Source organism: Pseudomonas sp. BN505 (genome assembly GCF_029873175.1).
Classification (GTDB): Bacteria; Pseudomonadota; Gammaproteobacteria; order Pseudomonadales; family Pseudomonadaceae; genus Aquipseudomonas; species Aquipseudomonas putida.
Genome location: NZ_SSOI01000045.1, coordinates 237,034 through 252,329 on the forward strand (window position 1 = coordinate 237,034; position 15,296 = coordinate 252,329).

At 64.3% G+C, this 15,296-nt stretch carries 16 protein-coding genes; 9 read left to right on the forward strand and 7 right to left on the reverse strand.

Annotated features, from left to right (window positions below; genetic code table 11):
• Window positions 1–24: 24 nt before the first annotated feature.
• From E8E78_RS14290 to E8E78_RS14300, 3 genes are all read right to left on the reverse strand, one after another.
• Window positions 25–2,079: a GGDEF domain-containing phosphodiesterase gene (locus E8E78_RS14290; RefSeq protein WP_059396327.1), complete on the reverse strand. Its 2,055-nt coding sequence runs from the start codon at window positions 2,077–2,079 to the stop codon at window positions 25–27.
• A 330-nt stretch (window positions 2,080–2,409) separates the two neighbouring features.
• Entirely contained in the window at window positions 2,410–3,006 is a 597-nt protein-coding gene (locus E8E78_RS14295) for a Fe-Mn family superoxide dismutase (protein WP_012312902.1), read from the reverse strand.
• A gap of 238 nt (window positions 3,007–3,244) precedes the next feature.
• On the reverse strand, window positions 3,245–3,844 hold the full coding sequence (locus tag E8E78_RS14300) for a LysE/ArgO family amino acid transporter (protein WP_049273246.1): 600 nt from the start codon (window positions 3,842–3,844) through the stop codon (window positions 3,245–3,247).
• A gap of 99 nt (window positions 3,845–3,943) precedes the next feature.
• Between E8E78_RS14300 and E8E78_RS14305 the strand changes: the two genes are divergently transcribed.
• The 3 genes from E8E78_RS14305 to E8E78_RS14315 all read left to right on the forward strand — a co-directional run bounded on the left by E8E78_RS14305 (window position 3,944) and on the right by E8E78_RS14315 (window position 6,836).
• Window positions 3,944–4,834, forward strand: coding sequence for a LysR family transcriptional regulator ArgP (locus E8E78_RS14305; RefSeq protein ID WP_049273244.1), 891 nt, complete (start codon window positions 3,944–3,946; stop codon window positions 4,832–4,834).
• Between the two features lie 49 nt (window positions 4,835–4,883).
• Window positions 4,884–5,879 carry an NAD(P)-dependent oxidoreductase gene (locus E8E78_RS14310; RefSeq protein ID WP_049273242.1) on the forward strand — a complete coding sequence of 332 codons (996 nt, stop codon included), beginning with the start codon at window positions 4,884–4,886 and terminating at the stop codon, window positions 5,877–5,879.
• Between the two features lie 87 nt (window positions 5,880–5,966).
• Window positions 5,967–6,836 (forward strand): hypothetical protein, encoded by an 870-nt coding sequence (locus E8E78_RS14315; RefSeq protein ID WP_049273240.1) that lies wholly within the window; start codon window positions 5,967–5,969, stop codon window positions 6,834–6,836.
• 129 nt (window positions 6,837–6,965) lie between these two features.
• Here the strand turns inward: E8E78_RS14315 and E8E78_RS14320 are convergent, their stop codons facing one another.
• Together E8E78_RS14320 and E8E78_RS14325 are read right to left on the reverse strand one after the other, a co-directional pair.
• Complete coding sequence (locus E8E78_RS14320; protein ID WP_016498089.1) at window positions 6,966–8,015, reverse strand: alkene reductase; 1,050 nt, start codon at window positions 8,013–8,015, stop codon at window positions 6,966–6,968.
• A 17-nt stretch (window positions 8,016–8,032) separates the two neighbouring features.
• A complete protein-coding gene (locus tag E8E78_RS14325) occupies window positions 8,033–8,335 on the reverse strand; it encodes a helix-turn-helix transcriptional regulator (RefSeq protein ID WP_016498090.1) in 303 nt (100 codons plus the stop codon).
• A 150-nt stretch (window positions 8,336–8,485) separates the two neighbouring features.
• On the opposite strand from E8E78_RS14325, the gene E8E78_RS14330 reads away from it, so the two are divergent.
• Window positions 8,486–9,073, forward strand: a complete 588-nt coding sequence (locus E8E78_RS14330) for an ACP phosphodiesterase (protein ID WP_049273236.1) — start codon at window positions 8,486–8,488, stop codon at window positions 9,071–9,073.
• Window positions 9,074–9,332: 259 nt separating this feature from the next.
• Here the strand turns inward: E8E78_RS14330 and E8E78_RS14335 are convergent, their stop codons facing one another.
• Both E8E78_RS14335 and olsB read right to left on the reverse strand, forming a co-directional pair.
• On the reverse strand, window positions 9,333–10,121 hold the full coding sequence (locus E8E78_RS14335; RefSeq protein WP_049273421.1) for a lysophospholipid acyltransferase family protein: 789 nt from the start codon (window positions 10,119–10,121) through the stop codon (window positions 9,333–9,335).
• Window positions 10,121–10,876 (reverse strand): L-ornithine N(alpha)-acyltransferase, encoded by a 756-nt coding sequence (gene olsB / locus E8E78_RS14340; RefSeq protein WP_016498093.1) that lies wholly within the window; start codon window positions 10,874–10,876, stop codon window positions 10,121–10,123. The genes E8E78_RS14335 and olsB overlap by 1 nt, the downstream gene beginning before the upstream one ends.
• Before the next feature lie 157 nt (window positions 10,877–11,033).
• Here olsB and E8E78_RS14345 point away from each other — a divergent pair, with 157 nt between their 5' ends.
• The 5 genes from E8E78_RS14345 (at window position 11,034) to E8E78_RS14365 (ending at window position 15,282) form a co-directional block, all read left to right on the forward strand.
• The gene (locus tag E8E78_RS14345; protein ID WP_016498094.1) at window positions 11,034–11,921 is read left to right on the forward strand and encodes a hypothetical protein; all 888 of its coding nucleotides are present in this window, start codon (window positions 11,034–11,036) and stop codon (window positions 11,919–11,921) included.
• Window positions 11,922–12,112: 191 nt separating this feature from the next.
• Entirely contained in the window at window positions 12,113–13,195 is a 1,083-nt protein-coding gene (locus tag E8E78_RS14350) for a serine hydrolase (protein WP_049273423.1), read from the forward strand.
• Window positions 13,192–13,497, forward strand: coding sequence for a hypothetical protein (locus tag E8E78_RS14355; RefSeq protein ID WP_049273426.1), 306 nt, complete (start codon window positions 13,192–13,194; stop codon window positions 13,495–13,497). The genes E8E78_RS14350 and E8E78_RS14355 overlap by 4 nt, the downstream gene beginning before the upstream one ends.
• Window positions 13,498–13,541: 44 nt before the next feature.
• Window positions 13,542–14,123 carry a YceI family protein gene (locus tag E8E78_RS14360; protein ID WP_016498097.1) on the forward strand — a complete coding sequence of 194 codons (582 nt, stop codon included), beginning with the start codon at window positions 13,542–13,544 and terminating at the stop codon, window positions 14,121–14,123.
• Between the two features lies 1 nt (window position 14,124).
• Window positions 14,125–15,282 carry a phosphatidylserine/phosphatidylglycerophosphate/cardiolipin synthase family protein gene (locus tag E8E78_RS14365; protein WP_016498098.1) on the forward strand — a complete coding sequence of 386 codons (1,158 nt, stop codon included), beginning with the start codon at window positions 14,125–14,127 and terminating at the stop codon, window positions 15,280–15,282.
• The last annotated feature ends 14 nt before the right edge of the window (window positions 15,283–15,296 follow it).

The window sequence follows — 15,296 nt, forward strand, 5'->3', positions numbered from 1 at the left end:
CAGCCTGTAACCCGGCAGGCCGGCTCAGAGCATCGAAACCTGATTCCGCTGCGCCTGCTTGAGGAAACTGGTCAGCTCTCGGGCCGACAGCGGCTTGCTGTAGTGATAGCCCTGGCCCTCGTGGCAGCCCTGGGCAACGATGTAGGTTTCCTGTTCGGCGGTTTCCACCCCTTCGGCAATCACCTGCATGCCCAGGCTCTTGCCCAGCTGGATGATGGCGCGAACGATGGTGGCGTCGTCATCGTCGTCGAGCAGGTCCTGGACGAAGCTCTTGTCGATCTTGATCTTGTCCAGCGGCAGTGATTTCAGGTAGCTGAGCGACGAATAGCCTGTGCCGAAGTCGTCGATGGCAATCAGCGCCCCGGAGCGGCGCAGGCTCAGCAGGTGCTGGGCGGCCGTGCTGATGTCTTCCATCAGGCCGGTCTCGGTCACTTCCAGCTCCAGGCTGCGTGGCGGCAGGCGGTAGGCCTGCAGCAGGTTGTTGACCACTCGCGGGAGTTCACTGTGGTGCAGCTGCACGGTGGACAGGTTGACCGCCATACGCAGCTCGCTGAAGCCTTGGTCGTGCCATTCGCGCAGTTGCCGGCAGGCCTGGTCCAGTACCCATTCGCCGATGCTGATGATGCTGCCGTTCTGTTCGGCCAGCGGAATGAACTGGTCCGGCGGGACCATGCCCAGCTCCGGGTGCTGCCAGCGCAGCAGCGCCTCGACGCCGACCACGCGGTGGTCGCGGTAGCTGATCTGTGGCTGGTACACCAGGTACAGCTGGTTGCGCGGCAGGGCTTCGCGCAGGTCCTTTTCCAGCTCGCGGCGGCGGCGCATCTCGCTGTCGACGCTGGCGATGTAGAACTGGTAGCGGTTGCGCGAACGGGCCTTGGCCAGGGTCATGGTCTGTTCGGCTTTCTGCAGCAGCTTCTCGGTGCTGTCGCCGTCTTCGGGGAACAGGGTGATGCCGATGGTGGCGCGCAGGCGGATCTGCTGGTGGTGGTCGAGGTCGAAGGGCACTTCCAGGTCGTCGAGGATGCTTTGCGCCAGCTCGGCCGCCTCGTAGGGCTGCTCGATATTGGCCTGCACCAGGGCAAACTGGTCACCGCCCAGCCGCGCCAAAGCGCCCAGGCGGCCGCTGTGGGCCCGCAGGCGGTCGGCCAGGGCCAGTAGCAGTTGGTCACCGACCTGATAGCTGAACTGCTCGTTGATGCCCTTGAAGTCGTCCAGGCCCACGCACAACACCGCCACACGGTGTTGCAGGCGGCCGCCGTCGACGAGAATCTTGTCCAGCTGCTGCTGCAGTTGCTGGCGGTTGGGCAGGCCGGTGAGGAAATCGTACTGGGCCATGCGCTGCAGGCTGTTTTCGGCTTCATGGCGCAAGTGGGTATTGCGCTCGATCGATGCCAGCAGCTGGTTGGCGGTATTGACCCAGAGGCCCAGTTCGTTCTTTTCGTGGCCCTTGAGTAGCGGTATCTGGTGCTGGCTGGGGCGGTCGGGGTTGATCTGGGTGAGGTGCTCGATGATCTTGGACAGCGGCTTGGTCAGCAGCCAGTGGTAGACCAGGTACAGCACCAGGCCCATGGCCAAGGCCCGCAGTACGCCGGAAATGAAGATGATCACCGCGTTGATCAGGAAGTCTTCGCCGTAGGACGAGGTGTCCAGGGTAATGCTCAGGTCGCCGTAGTATTCGCTGTAGGGGCCGCGGCCGACCAGTTGCGTGGTGTAGGTGCGTTCCTGGCCCAGGATCGGGTCGGTCAGCCAGCGCATGGGCATGTCCTGCAGCGGGCGGGACTTTTCGGCCAGCATGGTTTCGTTGGGGTGGCCGATGGACGCCATGCGCACCGATTCGTCCTGGAACAGGCCTTCCATCACCTGCATGCCCATTTCGCGGTCGAGGCTGTACACCGCCTGGGTGGAGGGGTCGCGGAACATGTCGAGGATGCGCTGGGCATCGTTGTTCACGGCCTGGCGGGTCTTGTAAGTGTCGTAGACAATTTGCGCACAGCTGAGCACGACGCCAACCGCCAACGCCGACAGCAGCACGACCCTGAGCAACTTGACCGACAAGCTGTTCCGCAATTCCAGCTTCAATGGGGTTTCCTTAATCCATGCGCATGGCATCATTTTGCCATCAACGATGACGATACACTACCGGCCGATCATGAGCAGTGTATCGGTTGCCTGACCCCGCAACTTGAGTGCGCTGTGTCAATCTTCCAGAGGTTTGATGTTAGCGCGGTATACGGGCTGAGCAAGCAAAACCGTGCCGGCCTCTTCGCGGGCACGCCCGCTCCCGCAGGGATAACATCAAGTTCACCGGCAGCGCCGTATCTGTGGGAGCGGGCATGCCCGCGAAGAGGCCGGTACAGGCATAAAAAAACCCGGCGCATGGCCGGGTCTTTACGTTCAGGGCTGAAGGACTCAGGCCTTGAAGGTCTTGCCTTCGAACTGCTCGGCAACGAAGGCCCAGTTGACCAGGTTCCAGAACGCCTCGACGTACTTCGGACGCAGGTTGCGGTAGTCGATGTAGTAGGCGTGTTCCCAGACGTCGCAGGTCAGCAGCGGGGTGTCGCCGCTGGTCAGCGGGCAACCGGCGCCGATGGTGCTGGCCAGGGCCAGGGAACCGTCAGCTTTCTTCACCAGCCAGCCCCAGCCGGAACCGAAGGTGCCAACCGAAGTCTTGGTGAACTCTTCCTTGAACTTGTCGAAGGAACCGAAAGCGGCGTTGATGGCTTCAGCCAGGGCACCGGTAGGCTGGCCGCCGCCGTTTGGCGACAGGCAGTTCCAGTAGAAGGTGTGGTTCCAGACCTGAGCGGCGTTGTTGAAGATGCCGCCCGAAGAGCTCTTGACGATCTCTTCCAGGGTCTTGCCTTCGAATTCGGTGCCTGGGACCAGGTTGTTCAGGTTCACGACATAGGTGTTGTGGTGCTTGTCGTGGTGATACTCCAGGGTTTCCTTGGAGATGTGCGGCTGCAGGGCATCGTGGGCGTACGGCAGCGGCGGCAATTCAAAAGCCATGGTGGATCTCCTGATTCAGGTCTAGTTCGCGGTTTGCGCAGGGCCGATCACGGGCGGCCCTATGAGCGTCGGCGAGTTTGTACTCTTTGCGACGCAAGGGGTCGATCATAGCACCAGCCCCGGCGCATAACCACGCAACAAACATAGGGAATAGAGGTTCCGCAGCGGTTGGCGGGTACCGACCAGTGGTGGTCGTTTCCAGGCCAACCGATGTGTGCCGGGCCATGCAGGCCAGAGCTCAGTTGAAGATCAACTGCGCCGCCACCGCGAACATCATCACCGCCACCATCAGGTCGAGCATGCGCCAGGTTGCCGGGCGGGCCAGCCACGGTGCCAGCCAGGCCGCACCGATCGCCAGTGTCGAGAACCAAAGCAGCGAGGCACTGGCCGCCCCGGCCACATAGGCGCCAGGCTCGGTCTGCTGGGCGCCCAGCGAGCCGATCAGCAACACCGTATCAAGGTAGACGTGCGGGTTCAGCAGCGTTACCGCCAGCGCACTGAGCAGTACGGCACGGCGCGAGCGCATGCCTTGGCCTTCCTGGTGCTGCAGGCTTTGTTTGGAAAAGGCACTGCGCAGGGCTTTGGCGCCGTACCAGATGAGGAACAACGCGCCGCCCCAGCGCGCAACGGCCAGCAAGGTCGGGTTTTGCGCCAGCACCGTGGCCAGGCCGAATACCCCGGCAGCCACCAGCAGCGCGTCACAGACAATGCACAGCGCCGCTACCGGCAGGTGATGCTCGCGGCGCAGGCTCTGGGCGAGGACGAAGGCATTCTGGGTGCCGATGGCCATGATCAGGCCGAAGGCCACCAGCATGCCGTTGAGATAGCTTTGCCACATGGCGTGCCCTCCATAAAGGAAACTAAAGATGCTGGCCATTGTGGTGGTTGGCGCTGTATAAGAAAAACAAATAAAGCTGATCAGGCATTAGGAAAATCGATGTTCGACTACAAGTTGCTCGCCGCCTTGGCGGCGGTGATCGAACAGGGTGGTTTCGAGCGTGCCGCGCAAGTGCTCGGCTTGTCGCAGTCGGCCGTCTCCCAGCGCATCAAGCTGCTTGAAGCGCGGGTCGGGCAACCGGTGCTGGTGCGTGCCACGCCGCCCAGCCCGACCGAAGTCGGCCGCCAGTTGCTCAACCATGTGCAGCAGGTGCGCCTGCTTGAACGTGACTTGCAGCGCCAGGTGCCGGCGCTGGACGAAGAGGGCATGCCGGAGCGCCTGCGCATCGCCCTGAACGCCGATAGCCTGGCCACCTGGTGGGCCGGTGCGGTGGGCAACTTCTGTGCGCAGCAGAACGTGCTGACCGACCTGGTGGTAGAAGACCAGGAAGTGGGCCTGAAACGCATGCGTGCCGGCGAAGTGGCGGCCTGTCTGTGTGGCAGTGAACGCCCGGTTGCCGGGGCGCGCAGCCTGCTGCTGGGGGCCATGCGCTACCGGGCGTTGGCCAGCCCCGGCTTCATGGCGCGGCATTTCCCCCAGGGTTTTGTCGCCAGCCGCCTGGCCCGCACCCCCGCTATCGTGTACGGCCCGGATGATTTCCTGCAGCATCGTTACCTGGCATCACTGGGCATCGAGGACGGTTTCCTGCACCACCTGTGCCCGTCGTCCGAAGGCTTCCTGCGCATGACCGAGGCCGGGCTGGGCTGGGGGCTGGTGCCCGAACTGCAGGCTCGGGAGCAACTGGCCAGCGGGCAGTTGGTGGAAATCTGCAGCGATACCCCCATCGACGTGCCGCTGTACTGGCATCATTGGCGCAATGGCGGGCAATTGCTCGCGCAACTGACCGACCACCTGCGGCACACCGCGCAGCAATGGCTGGTGCCCTTGTAGCCACGGCTGGCGTCAGTTGCATCTGAAATCTGGCAAGACGGAGTCTTACATGCGAATTCTGGTCACCGGCGCGAGTGGCTTCATTGGCGGGCGCTTTGCGCGCTTCGCCCTGGAGCAGGGCCTGGACGTGCGGGTCAGCGGCCGCCGCGCCGAAGGGGTCGAGCACCTGGTCAAGCGCGGCGCCCAGTTCATCCCTGGCGACCTGGGTGATCCCGAGCTGGCCCGCCGCCTCTGCCAGGGCATGGAGGCTGTGGTGCACTGTGCCGGCGCGGTGGGCAACTGGGGGCGCTACCAGGACTTCTACCAGGGCAATGTGGTCGTCACCGAAAACGTGGTCGAGGGCTGCCTGAAGGAACATGTGGGGCGCCTGGTGCACCTGTCGTCGCCGTCGATCTACTTCAATGGCAGCTCGCGCCTGGACATCCGTGAAGACCAGGTGCCGCGTCGTTTTCACGACCACTATGGGCAAACCAAGCATCTGGCGGAGCAAAAAGTGTTCGGGGCCCAGGAGTTCGGCCTTGAAGTGCTGGCGCTGCGCCCGCGCTTCGTCACCGGTGCCGGCGATGCCAGCATCTTCCCGCGGCTGATGCAGATGCAGCGCAAAGGCCGCGTGGCGATCATCGGCAACGGCCTTAACAAAGTCGACTTCACCAGCGTGCACAACCTCAACGAGGCCCTGCTCAGCGCCTTGTTCGCCGATGACCGTGCGCTGGGCCAGGCCTACAACATCAGCAACGGCCAGCCGCTGCCGCTGTGGGACGTGGTCAACTACGTGATGCGCCAGATGCAGCTGCCGCAGGTTACCCGCTACCGTTCCTTTGGCCTGGCCTACAGCCTGGCCGCGGTGAACGAGGCGGCCTGCATGTTATGGCCGGGGCGCCCGCAACCCACCCTGTCGCGCTTGGGGATGCAGGTGATGAGCCGTGATTTCACCCTGGATATCAGCCGTGCGCGGCAGTACCTGGACTACCAGCCCAAGGTCAGCCTGTGGACGGCGCTGGATGAATTCTGCGGTTGGTGGAAGCATTTGCCGCCTGGGCAGTAAAGCCGATGGCGTGACAATGGTCATCAACGCGCCGCGCTTGCGGTTTATACTCGTGCCTCTTTGCGACTACCGCGGTTGAATGTATCCATGCGTAACCATGCTCACGATGACTTCGATGACGTGCCCAGCTTGCGGGCGGGGACCGTTGATGATGACGAACTGATGCCCGCGCACGTGGTGCGCAGCCGCCAGAAAGCCGCCCGCGGGGCCAGCACGGCGCCGTTGTGGGCGCTGCTCGGGGCCTCGTTCATCGCGTTGGCGGGCCTGGGCTGGTGGAGCTTCCAGCAGATCTCGCTGATGGAGCAGCAGCTGGTGGCGACCCAGGAGAGCTTTGCCCGCATCAGTGAAGAAGCCGCCGGGCGTTTGCAGGCGATCAGTGGCAAGGTGGAGGCCAGCGAGTCCGGCGTTACCAGCAGCAGCGAGGCGCTGAAGCTGCAGTTGCGCCAGTTGCAGAAGGGTGTGGCCGGTCAGACAGGTGACTTGGGTAAACGCCTGGAGCAAGTGCTGGCCGATACCCGTGAACAACAGAAGGCTGTGACCGAGCTGCAAGGCCAGCTGCAGGCGCAGCTGAAGCTGGTGAACGGCGAGCTGGCCGCGTTGCGTTCGGGTCAGGTTGATGGCGGCAAGCTGGACACCCAGCTCAAGAGCCTGAACGAGCAGGTGGCCGCGTTGAAGGCCGCGCAGGTGGAGGGTGACAAGCTGGACGGGCAGCTCAAGAGCCTGGGCAGCGATGTGGCGGCGCTGAAGAAGCAGGGTAACCCCAGCGCTGCCATTCAGAGCCTGGAACAGGACATGCTGGTGCTGAAGAGCCAGATTGACAACCGCCCGGCTGCTGCGGCGTCCGGCGGTGCGTCGGTGCAGGAGTTCGATGCCTTCCGGGCGCAGATGACCCGCAACCTGAATACCTTGCAGAGCCAGGTTCAGAATCTGCAACAGCAGATCAACGCTCGGCCGTGACGCCCCAAGGGAGGGCGTTGCCCTCCTATCGCGACACAAGGCCGCTCCCACAATGTACGGTGTACGCCGATCCATTGTGGGAGCGGCCTTGTGTCGCGATGGGCCGCAAAGCGGCCCCGGCAATCGTGATTACAACCGCGGATAGTCGATATACCCCACCGGCCCCTTGCCATAGAAAGTCTCTGGCCGCGCCTCGTTCAATGGCGCATCCGCCGCCAGCCGCGCCGGCAGGTCGGGGTTGGCGATGAACGGCACGCCAAACGCCACTGCATCGGCCTTGCCACTGGCCAGGGCCGCATTGGCGCTGGCTTTGTCAAACCGCTCGTTGACGATGTACAAGCCGCCGAACGCTTCTTTGATCAATGGGCCGATGCTGTCATCGGCTTCCCGCTCCCGCGAGCAGATAAAGGCAATGCCCCGCTTGCCCAGCTCGCGAGCCACATAACTGAACGTTTCGGCGCGGTCGGCATCACCCATGTCGTGAGCATCGGCACGCGGCGCCAGGTGCACGCCTACGCGGTTCGCGCCCCACACTTCGATGGCCGCATCGGTCACCTCCAACAGCAGGCGTGCACGGTTTTCCAGCGACCCGCCATAGCGGTCGGTACGCTGGTTGGTGCTGCTTTGCAGGAACTGGTCAAGCAGGTAACCGTTGGCGCCGTGAATCTCTACACCATCGAAACCGGCAGCCTTGGCGTTTTCGGCACCGCTGCGGTAGGCCTCGACGATGTCGTTGATTTCCTCGGTTTCCAGCGCGCGCGGGGTGGGGTAGTCACTCAGCGGGCGCACCAGGCTTACATGGCCCTTGGGCTGGATAGCGCTGGGGGCAACCGGCAGTTCGCCGTTCAGGTAGCTGGGGTGGGAGATACGGCCAACGTGCCACAGCTGCAGGAAGATGCGCCCGCCGGCGGCATGCACGGCCTTGGTGACGTTGTTCCAGCCACGCACCTGCTCATCGTTCCAGATGCCGGGGGTATCCGGGTAGCCGACGCCCATGGCACTGACCGAAGTCGCCTCGCTGAGGATCAGCCCGGCGCTGGCGCGCTGCACATAGTATTCGGCCATCAGCGCATTGGGCACGCGGCCTTCGTCGGCCCGGCAGCGGGTGAGCGGGGCCATGATGATGCGGTTGGGCAGTTGCAGGTCGCCCAGGGTGATCGGATCGAAAAGCGTGGTCATAGCGGTTACCTGCCTTGTCAAAGTGCTTGGCGCAGTTGTTCGAGGAACGCCTCGATGGTGGCTTCGTTGCGTTTGAAGAAGTGCCATTGGCCAATCTTCTGGCTGCTGATCAGCCCGGCGCGCTGCAAGGTGGCCAGGTGGGCGGAGACGGTCGACTGCGACAAGCCGCAGCGTTGGTCGATCTGCCCGGCACACACACCGTTTTCGGTGCTGTGGTACTGGTCGGGGAACTGCGTTGCCGGGTCTTTCAGCCAGCTGAGGATTTCTCGCCTGACCGGGTGGGCCAGCGCTTTTATGATTTCGTCGAGATCAAGAGGCATGGGTTGAGGCTCGTTGTAGCGGTATATCGCGATAGGGCGAAATGTAAATCGCCCGATCCCGATATACAAATACGAAGAGGTTCTGAGCTGAGTACGAATCGCTATATCGCGTTACAACGATATGTTGGTGAGCGGTGCTAGACTGCGCCCATGAACTACCTCGCACACCTGCACCTGGGCGGCCCGGCGCCGCAACAACTGCTTGGCAGCCTGTATGGCGACTTCGTCAAGGGCTCGCTGGAAGGGCGCTTTCCGCCTGCGCTGGAGGCGGCTATCCGGCTGCACCGGCATATCGACAGCTACACCGATCGGCACCCGTTGGTGCTGGCAGCCCTGGCGCGCTTTCCGCGTGAGCGGCGGCGCTTTGCCGGCATCGTCCTGGATGTATTCTTCGACCATTGCCTGGCGCGGGATTGGGGCAACTACGCCGAGCAGCCCCTTGAGCAGTTTACTGGCGCGTTTTATCGGGTGCTGCTGGCGGAGCCAGAGCTGCCGGGGCGGCTGGCGCGGATTGCACCGTTCATGGCAGCGGATGACTGGCTAGGGGCGTATGGCGATTTTGCCACCCTGGAGCATGTGTTCAACGGCATTGCCCGGCGTTTATCGCGACCTGAGGGCATGGCCGGGGTGATGGTGGAGCTGGAGCGGCTGTATGAGCCGCTGCTGGCGGATTTTCGCGAGTTCTACCCGCAGTTGCAGGCCTTTGCAGCGGCGCAGCGTAGGGCTGAAGACTCGTAGCGCCTGTGAGATCGAGCGCCGCCCGCGCGGCGCTTCGCAGCACAAGGCTGCTCCTACATCTGTTTCGGGCCAATTACGCCTGTACCAATGCGCGCGACCGCCTTGTTTGTCCGACACGATATCGAGGTGAACACCAAGGGACCGCGCGCCTATGCCCCAGGAATAACTGGCCCGAAACAGATGTAGGAGCAGCCTTGCGCTGCGAAGCGCCGCGCGGGCGGCGCTCGATCTCGCAGGCGCCAGCTTGCTCACGCCAGGCTCAGGCAGCCCGCGCCTGCCGCCTTGGCACTGCTTCAACTTCTTCCACCCCGAACAACGCCAGGTGAATTGCCTGCTGCGCCTGCAACGCCAGCACCGCCCGTTCCTTGCCCACGCTGCCGACAGGTTGCAGCAGGTGAATGCACACCTCGCCCCGCGGCTGGGCAAGCAGGCGCATCAGGTGCGACACCAGGTCATCATCGCCAATGAACGGCGCAATCGGGTCGATCTGGCCATCACGCAAATACTGGATAGCCACCGGCTGCACGGGCACGCCGCGGTCGATGGCACCTGCCAGCAGGCGGCCATGAAAGGTGCGCAGGCTGCGACCGCTGGTAGTGGTGCCTTCGGGGAAGATCAGCAGCGGCCGGGCCAGCCCCAGTTGCCCGGCGATCTGTTCGCGCAGGCGCTGGCTGTCACCCCCGCCACGGCGAATGAACAGCGTGCCGGCTTTTTCCGCCAGCCAACCCGCCACCGGCCAATGACGCACCTCGGCCTTGGACAGGAATGACAGCGGCAGCAGCATGCCGAGCAGGGGGATATCGGTCCACGAGACATGGTTGCTGACCCACAGCATCGGCCGCTGCGGCAACTCACCCACCACCCGCACATCGAAGGGCAGGGCGGCGACCAGGCGTTTCATGAACAGGCAGGTCCAGCGCTGGCGGCGTTCGATGGGGGCTTTGAAGCCCAGGCGTTCACCGAGGGCGATAAGGCTGGCCATCAACATGCCCAGCAACAGTACCAGCAGCAGTCTGGTCAGGCGGGCTACTACCCGCAGCTTCGGCATCACACCGCTGCCTTGAAGTGGCGGGCGTAGCGCGGGCACAGGTCGTCGCGCTTGAGCAGGATGAACACGTCGGCCACCTGGAAGTCCTCGTCCCAGCACGGTTCGCCGCAAATCTTCGCGCCCAGGCGCATGTAGGCCTTGAGCAGCGGTGGCATTTCGGCGATGACGTTACCCGGCAGGGCCAGGCTTGGCAGCGGCTTCTTCGGTTCGGCACGCAGGTGCTCGTTGCACAGGTAGCGGTCACGCAGGCGCTGCATCACGGCATGGGCCTGTATGCCGCCGTCCTGCATGGGGATGCTGGCGCAGCCCATCAGGTAGCTGTAGCGGCCCTCGTTGAGCACCTCGGCCAGTTCCCCCCAGAGCACGGCGATGGTGCCGCCGTTGCGGTAGTCGGGGGCTACGCAGGTACGGCCCAGCTCCAGGATCGGGCCCTGCAGCTGCAACAGGCCGTGCAGGCGGAATTCTTCCTCGCTGTAGAAGCGGCCCAGGCTGCTGGCGGCCTGGTGGTCGAGCAGACGGGTGGTGGCCACCAGCTCGCCGGTGCTCAGGTCACGCACACCAATATGGCGGCAGTGCACGTCGTAGTCGTCCATGTCCAGGCCCTGCTCGGCACCTTTGAGCTTGGCCTTGAATTCTGCGCTGAACACTTTGAAACGCAGGGCCTGGGCCTCTTGCAGCGCCGCGGCGCCAACCAGGCGTTCGGCTTGCAGACGGCGTTCAGTGCTGTTGTCGCCAGAGTGAGCGATCCGAGTCATTACGAGTCTCCATAAGCCAGCCATGAGGGTTGCGGCCGGTCGGCTTTGTTGTGCAAAGTCAGCCTAGGTAGACGCGGTGTCACCCCTGTGAATCTTTGGTGATGCTTGCGTGACACCTCCGAACCTTGACCAGAAAGCCCCAGCAAGGAGCCGTCCGATGGCCTGGTTGCAACGATTGAACGACCCGCTTCGCCACGCGCCGGCGGACACTCTGGGTGAAACCTATGCCGCGCTGCTCGAGCGCCTCGGCCCGGTTGCCCCCTTCGAACTGGCGGCACTGGGCGGGCGTGCGATGGCTACGCCGGGCCTGGCTTTTCTGGTGGGTTACCAGGCCGCCTTGCGCGTGCTGTGGCCCAGTGCACCGGCCAGCCTCGGCGCCCTGTGCGCCACCGAGCGGCGCAGCGTAAGGCCGGCGGACATGCATACGCGCCTGGACGGTTTGCGGCTGAGCGGCAGCAAGGACTTTGTCACAGCCGGGCTGGAGGCGGAGTGGCTGCTGGTGGCGGCGCGCAGCGAAACCGCAGGCGCGGCGCCACAATTGAACCTGGCGGTGGTTTACCCCGGGGAACCTGGCGTGACGCTGGAGCCATTGCCGACCCTGCCGCTGATGCCGGAGGTGGGCCACGGGCGCTTGCTGCTGGAGCAGGCAACGTGCGAGTTGCTGGCCGGTGACGGCTGGGATGCCTATGTGAAGCCGTTCCGCTCGCTGGAGGATTTGTATGTGCTCACGGCGCTGACGGCCTGGCTGTATGGCGTGGGGCAGGAAAGCGCCTGGCCACAGGATTTACGGCTGCAGCTGCTTGGGCTGCTGGCAGGGTGTGCGGAGGGCAGTCGGCAGTGTGCCGATAGCGTGAGTTGCCATTTGTTGCTGGGCGGGTTGTTTGCGCAGTTCCAGGCATTGCGGGGGGCGATCGATGCGGCCCTGGCGGCAGGGCCGGTGCATTGGGCACAAATCTGGCAGCGTGACCAAGGGGTGATGACGCTGGCCGCAGCGGCGAGAGAGAAGCGGCTGAACAAGGCTTGGGCTGCTGCGGGATTGTCATGAATGCCTGATAGGTTTTTGTGAACCGATGATCCCGGGGGCCGCCTTGCGGCCCATCGCCGGCAAGCCAGCTCCCACATGGATCGCACAATGCCCAAGGATTGTGCAATGCCCAAAGTGTGTGCAGTACCTGTGGGAGCTGGCTTGCCGGCGATGGGCTGCGCCGCAGCCCCAAAAATTCGAGCTGAAACACAATGCTGAAAGGTCTGCTACTGGTTCTTTGCCTGGCCCTGGCAACCGCCGAAGCCGAGGACTGGCCTGACCCTGCCTGGCAGAACGACCCTGCCACGTTCGACTGGCAAGCCGTCGACGCCTACGCCTTCCCCCCTCGCACTGCCCCCGACCGCAGCGGCATCCGCACCGACGCGCTGCTGATCATCCGCGACGGCCGTATCCTCCACGAGCGCTACACCGCCCCCACCACTGCCGCCACCGCGCATCTGACCTGGTCGGTAAGCAAGAGCGTACTCGCCACGCTGATGGGCGTGGCCCAAGGCGAAGGACGCTTCCAGCTGGAAGATCCGGTCACCCGTTCCTACCCCGCCATGCGCGGTCATCCGGGCATACGCATGGCCGATCTGCTGCACTGGGCCAGTGGCCTGGACTGGCAGGAAGACTACGAATACGCCCCGCTCAAGTCCTCGGTGGTGGCCATGCTATATACCCGCGGCCGCGAGGACATGGCGGCCTATACGGCGGCGCGGGGCGCGTCGGCCAGCCCCGGTCAACGATTCCTCTACTCCAGTGGCGACAGCAACCTGCTGGCCGCCGCGCTGCGCGGCATGCTGGATGCCGGGCAATATCCCGATTACCCTTGGCGCGCGCTGTTCACCCCGCTGGGTATCGACAGCGCAGTGTGGGAGCGTGACCGGGCGGGCACCTACGTGGGCTCTTCCTATCTGTACCTCAGCGCCCGCGACCTGGCGCGTATCGGCTTGCTGATGCAGCGCGACGGCCGTTGGCAAGGCCGGCAACTGCTGCCCAAGGCCTGGGTGGCCTTCAACCGCACAGCGTTTGACCATGCCGAACCTGTGCCGGGTGAGGCCACCCCTGGCGGCCACTGGTGGCTCAACCAGCCGCTGGCCGGCGCCGCGCGGCCTTGGCCAAGTGCGCCCGACGACACCTACGCCGCCCTTGGCCACTGGGGCCAGGCGCTGTACGTGCTGCCCGCGCAAAAGCTGGTGGTCGTGCGCTATGCCGATGACCGCGACGGCAGTTACCAGCACGACGAACTGCTCAAGCGGGTACTGGCGGCCATGGCCCGGGAGGGCACATGAAACGGGCCTTGTTGCTGCTACTGGTGCTGCTGCTGGGCCTGTTGTTCTGGGCCTGGCAGGAGCGTCAGGCACTGGTGGATTTCCCCGGCATCCTCTCGGCCTACTCGGCCAAGGAATACTGCTCGTGCCGCTTCGTCATGGGCTTCGAGCAGGCCTACTGCCAAGGTTATGTAAAGCAGTGGCTGCCGCTGAGCCTGCTGGAGGAAAACAGCCAGCAGCGGCTAGTCACTGCCGAGGGGCTTGGGCGGCGCAACCAGGCTGCCTGGCAGGGCCTGCGCGAGGGTTGCCGCTTGCTGCCATGAAGGCGGGCGGGTAAGGTTGGCGGCTTGGTTTCACGAGATCTGTCATGTTCAAACTGCCCCGTCTACTGCCCGCCTTGTTGCTGGCTTTGTGCCTGCCCGCCCACGCCAATTGGCACCTCGATGGCGAATCGTCGCGCCTGTCGTTCATTACCGGCAAGAACGGTGACACCGCCGAAGTGCACCGCTTTCTGGTGCTGCACGGTACGGTCGACCGCAAAGGCGTGGCAGGGCTGAGCATCGAGATGGACTCTGTCAGCAGTGGCATCCCGCTGCGTGACGAGCAAATGCGCGACAACCTGTTCGAGGTCGGGCGCTTCGCCGAGGCCACGGTGAAGGCGCAGATCGATCTGCGGCCGATCAATGACCTGGCCGATGGTGCACAGATCGAGTTGCGCCTGCCGCTGACGGTCACGTTGCATGGCCAGTCGCACAGCTACAACGCCTTGCTTTTGGCCACTCGCCTGGATGCGCGGCGGTTCCAGGTTGTGACCCTGGAACCGCTGCTGCTGCGCGCCGAGGATTTCGGTTTGCTGCCGGGGCTGGAAAGCCTGCGCAAGTTTGCCGGGCTCAAGTCCATCAACCCGTCGGTGCCGGTTAGCGCGGTGCTGATTTTCACCGCCCGCTGACATGCCGGGGCCGGTCTTCCCCTGGCGGGATGGCAACCAGTTCGAACTGCTGATCGACGGCCCCGAGTTCTTTCCGCGCATGCTGGAGGCAATCGTGGGTGCCGAGTTTCAGGTTGACCTGGAGCTGTACCTGGTCGAGGCCGGCGCCTGTGCCGAGGCCGTGGTCGAAGTGCTGGAGCAGGCCGCCCGGCGTGGTGTGCGGGTGCGTTGCCTGTTCGATGACTATGGCTCGCTGGCCTTCAACAGCGCCCTGCGCCAGCGCCTGCTGGAAGCCGGTGTGTACCTGCGCTGGTACAACCGCCTGCGCTGGAAGCGTGGCCTGCGCAACCTGTACCGCGACCACCGCAAGCTTTTGCTGGTGGACGAACGCTGGGCGGTGGTGGGCGGCACGGGCGTAACCGACGAGTTCTGGAAGCCGGGTGACGCGACCAGCGAATGGCATGAGGTGATGGTGCAGATTCAAGGGCCGGTGGTAACCGACTGGCAACTGCTGTTCGACCGCCAGTGGTCCGCCAACAATCGCCGCACCGCCTGGCGCCCTGCCGAAGGCTTCGGCCTGCCGCGCCTGCCCAAGTTGCCTGCCCACGGGCAGGGCATGGGCCGGGTGGCCTATGCCGACGCCCGTCAGCATCAGGACATCCTGCATTCGCTGGTGCGGGCGCTGAACAGTGGCAAGCAACGGGTATGGCTGGCCACGCCGTACTTCCTGCCGACCTGGAGCGTGCGCCGTTCTTTGCGCCGTGCCGCCAGCAAGGGGCTTGATGTGCGCCTGTTGCTGACCGGCCCACGCACCGACCACCCGTCGGTCCGCTACGCAGGGCACCGTTATTACCCACGCCTGCTGCGCGCCGGGGTGCGAATTTTCGAATACCAACCGTGCTTCCTGCACCTGAAGATGGCCGTGGTAGACGACTGGGTCAGCGTCGGGTCGTGCAACTTCGACCACTGGAACCTGCGCTTCAACCTTGAGGCCAACATCGAAGCGCTGGACCCGCCGTTGACAGCGGCTGTGGTGGCCAGCTTCGAGCGCGACTTTGCCTTGAGCCAGGAAGTCGACCTCGACCACTGGCATGCCCGCCCCCTCTGGCGCAGGGTGAAGCAGCGGATCTGGGGCTGGATCGACCGACTGGTGGTCAACGTGCTCGACCGCCGTGACTGACAGCGGCTATCGTG

What these genes read in the sequence shown, in the direction of transcription:
- E8E78_RS14295 (WP_012312902.1), bottom strand. Translation starts at nt 3,006, where the DNA reads ATGGCTTTTGAATTGCCGCCGCTGCCGTACGCCCACGATGCCCTGCAG.
- E8E78_RS14300 (WP_049273246.1), bottom strand. Translation starts at nt 3,844, where the DNA reads ATGTGGCAAAGCTATCTCAACGGCATGCTGGTGGCCTTCGGCCTGATC.
- E8E78_RS14305 (WP_049273244.1), top strand. Translation starts at nt 3,944, where the DNA reads ATGTTCGACTACAAGTTGCTCGCCGCCTTGGCGGCGGTGATCGAACAG.
- E8E78_RS14310 (WP_049273242.1), top strand. Translation starts at nt 4,884, where the DNA reads ATGCGAATTCTGGTCACCGGCGCGAGTGGCTTCATTGGCGGGCGCTTT.
- E8E78_RS14315 (WP_049273240.1), top strand. Translation starts at nt 5,967, where the DNA reads ATGCGTAACCATGCTCACGATGACTTCGATGACGTGCCCAGCTTGCGG.
- E8E78_RS14320 (WP_016498089.1), bottom strand. Translation starts at nt 8,015, where the DNA reads ATGACCACGCTTTTCGATCCGATCACCCTGGGCGACCTGCAACTGCCC.
- E8E78_RS14325 (WP_016498090.1), bottom strand. Translation starts at nt 8,335, where the DNA reads ATGCCTCTTGATCTCGACGAAATCATAAAAGCGCTGGCCCACCCGGTC.
- E8E78_RS14330 (WP_049273236.1), top strand. Translation starts at nt 8,486, where the DNA reads ATGAACTACCTCGCACACCTGCACCTGGGCGGCCCGGCGCCGCAACAA.
- E8E78_RS14335 (WP_049273421.1), bottom strand. Translation starts at nt 10,121, where the DNA reads ATGCCGAAGCTGCGGGTAGTAGCCCGCCTGACCAGACTGCTGCTGGTA.
- olsB (WP_016498093.1), bottom strand. Translation starts at nt 10,876, where the DNA reads ATGACTCGGATCGCTCACTCTGGCGACAACAGCACTGAACGCCGTCTG.
- E8E78_RS14345 (WP_016498094.1), top strand. Translation starts at nt 11,034, where the DNA reads ATGGCCTGGTTGCAACGATTGAACGACCCGCTTCGCCACGCGCCGGCG.
- E8E78_RS14350 (WP_049273423.1), top strand. Translation starts at nt 12,113, where the DNA reads ATGCTGAAAGGTCTGCTACTGGTTCTTTGCCTGGCCCTGGCAACCGCC.
- E8E78_RS14355 (WP_049273426.1), top strand. Translation starts at nt 13,192, where the DNA reads ATGAAACGGGCCTTGTTGCTGCTACTGGTGCTGCTGCTGGGCCTGTTG.
- E8E78_RS14360 (WP_016498097.1), top strand. Translation starts at nt 13,542, where the DNA reads ATGTTCAAACTGCCCCGTCTACTGCCCGCCTTGTTGCTGGCTTTGTGC.
- E8E78_RS14365 (WP_016498098.1), top strand. Translation starts at nt 14,125, where the DNA reads ATGCCGGGGCCGGTCTTCCCCTGGCGGGATGGCAACCAGTTCGAACTG.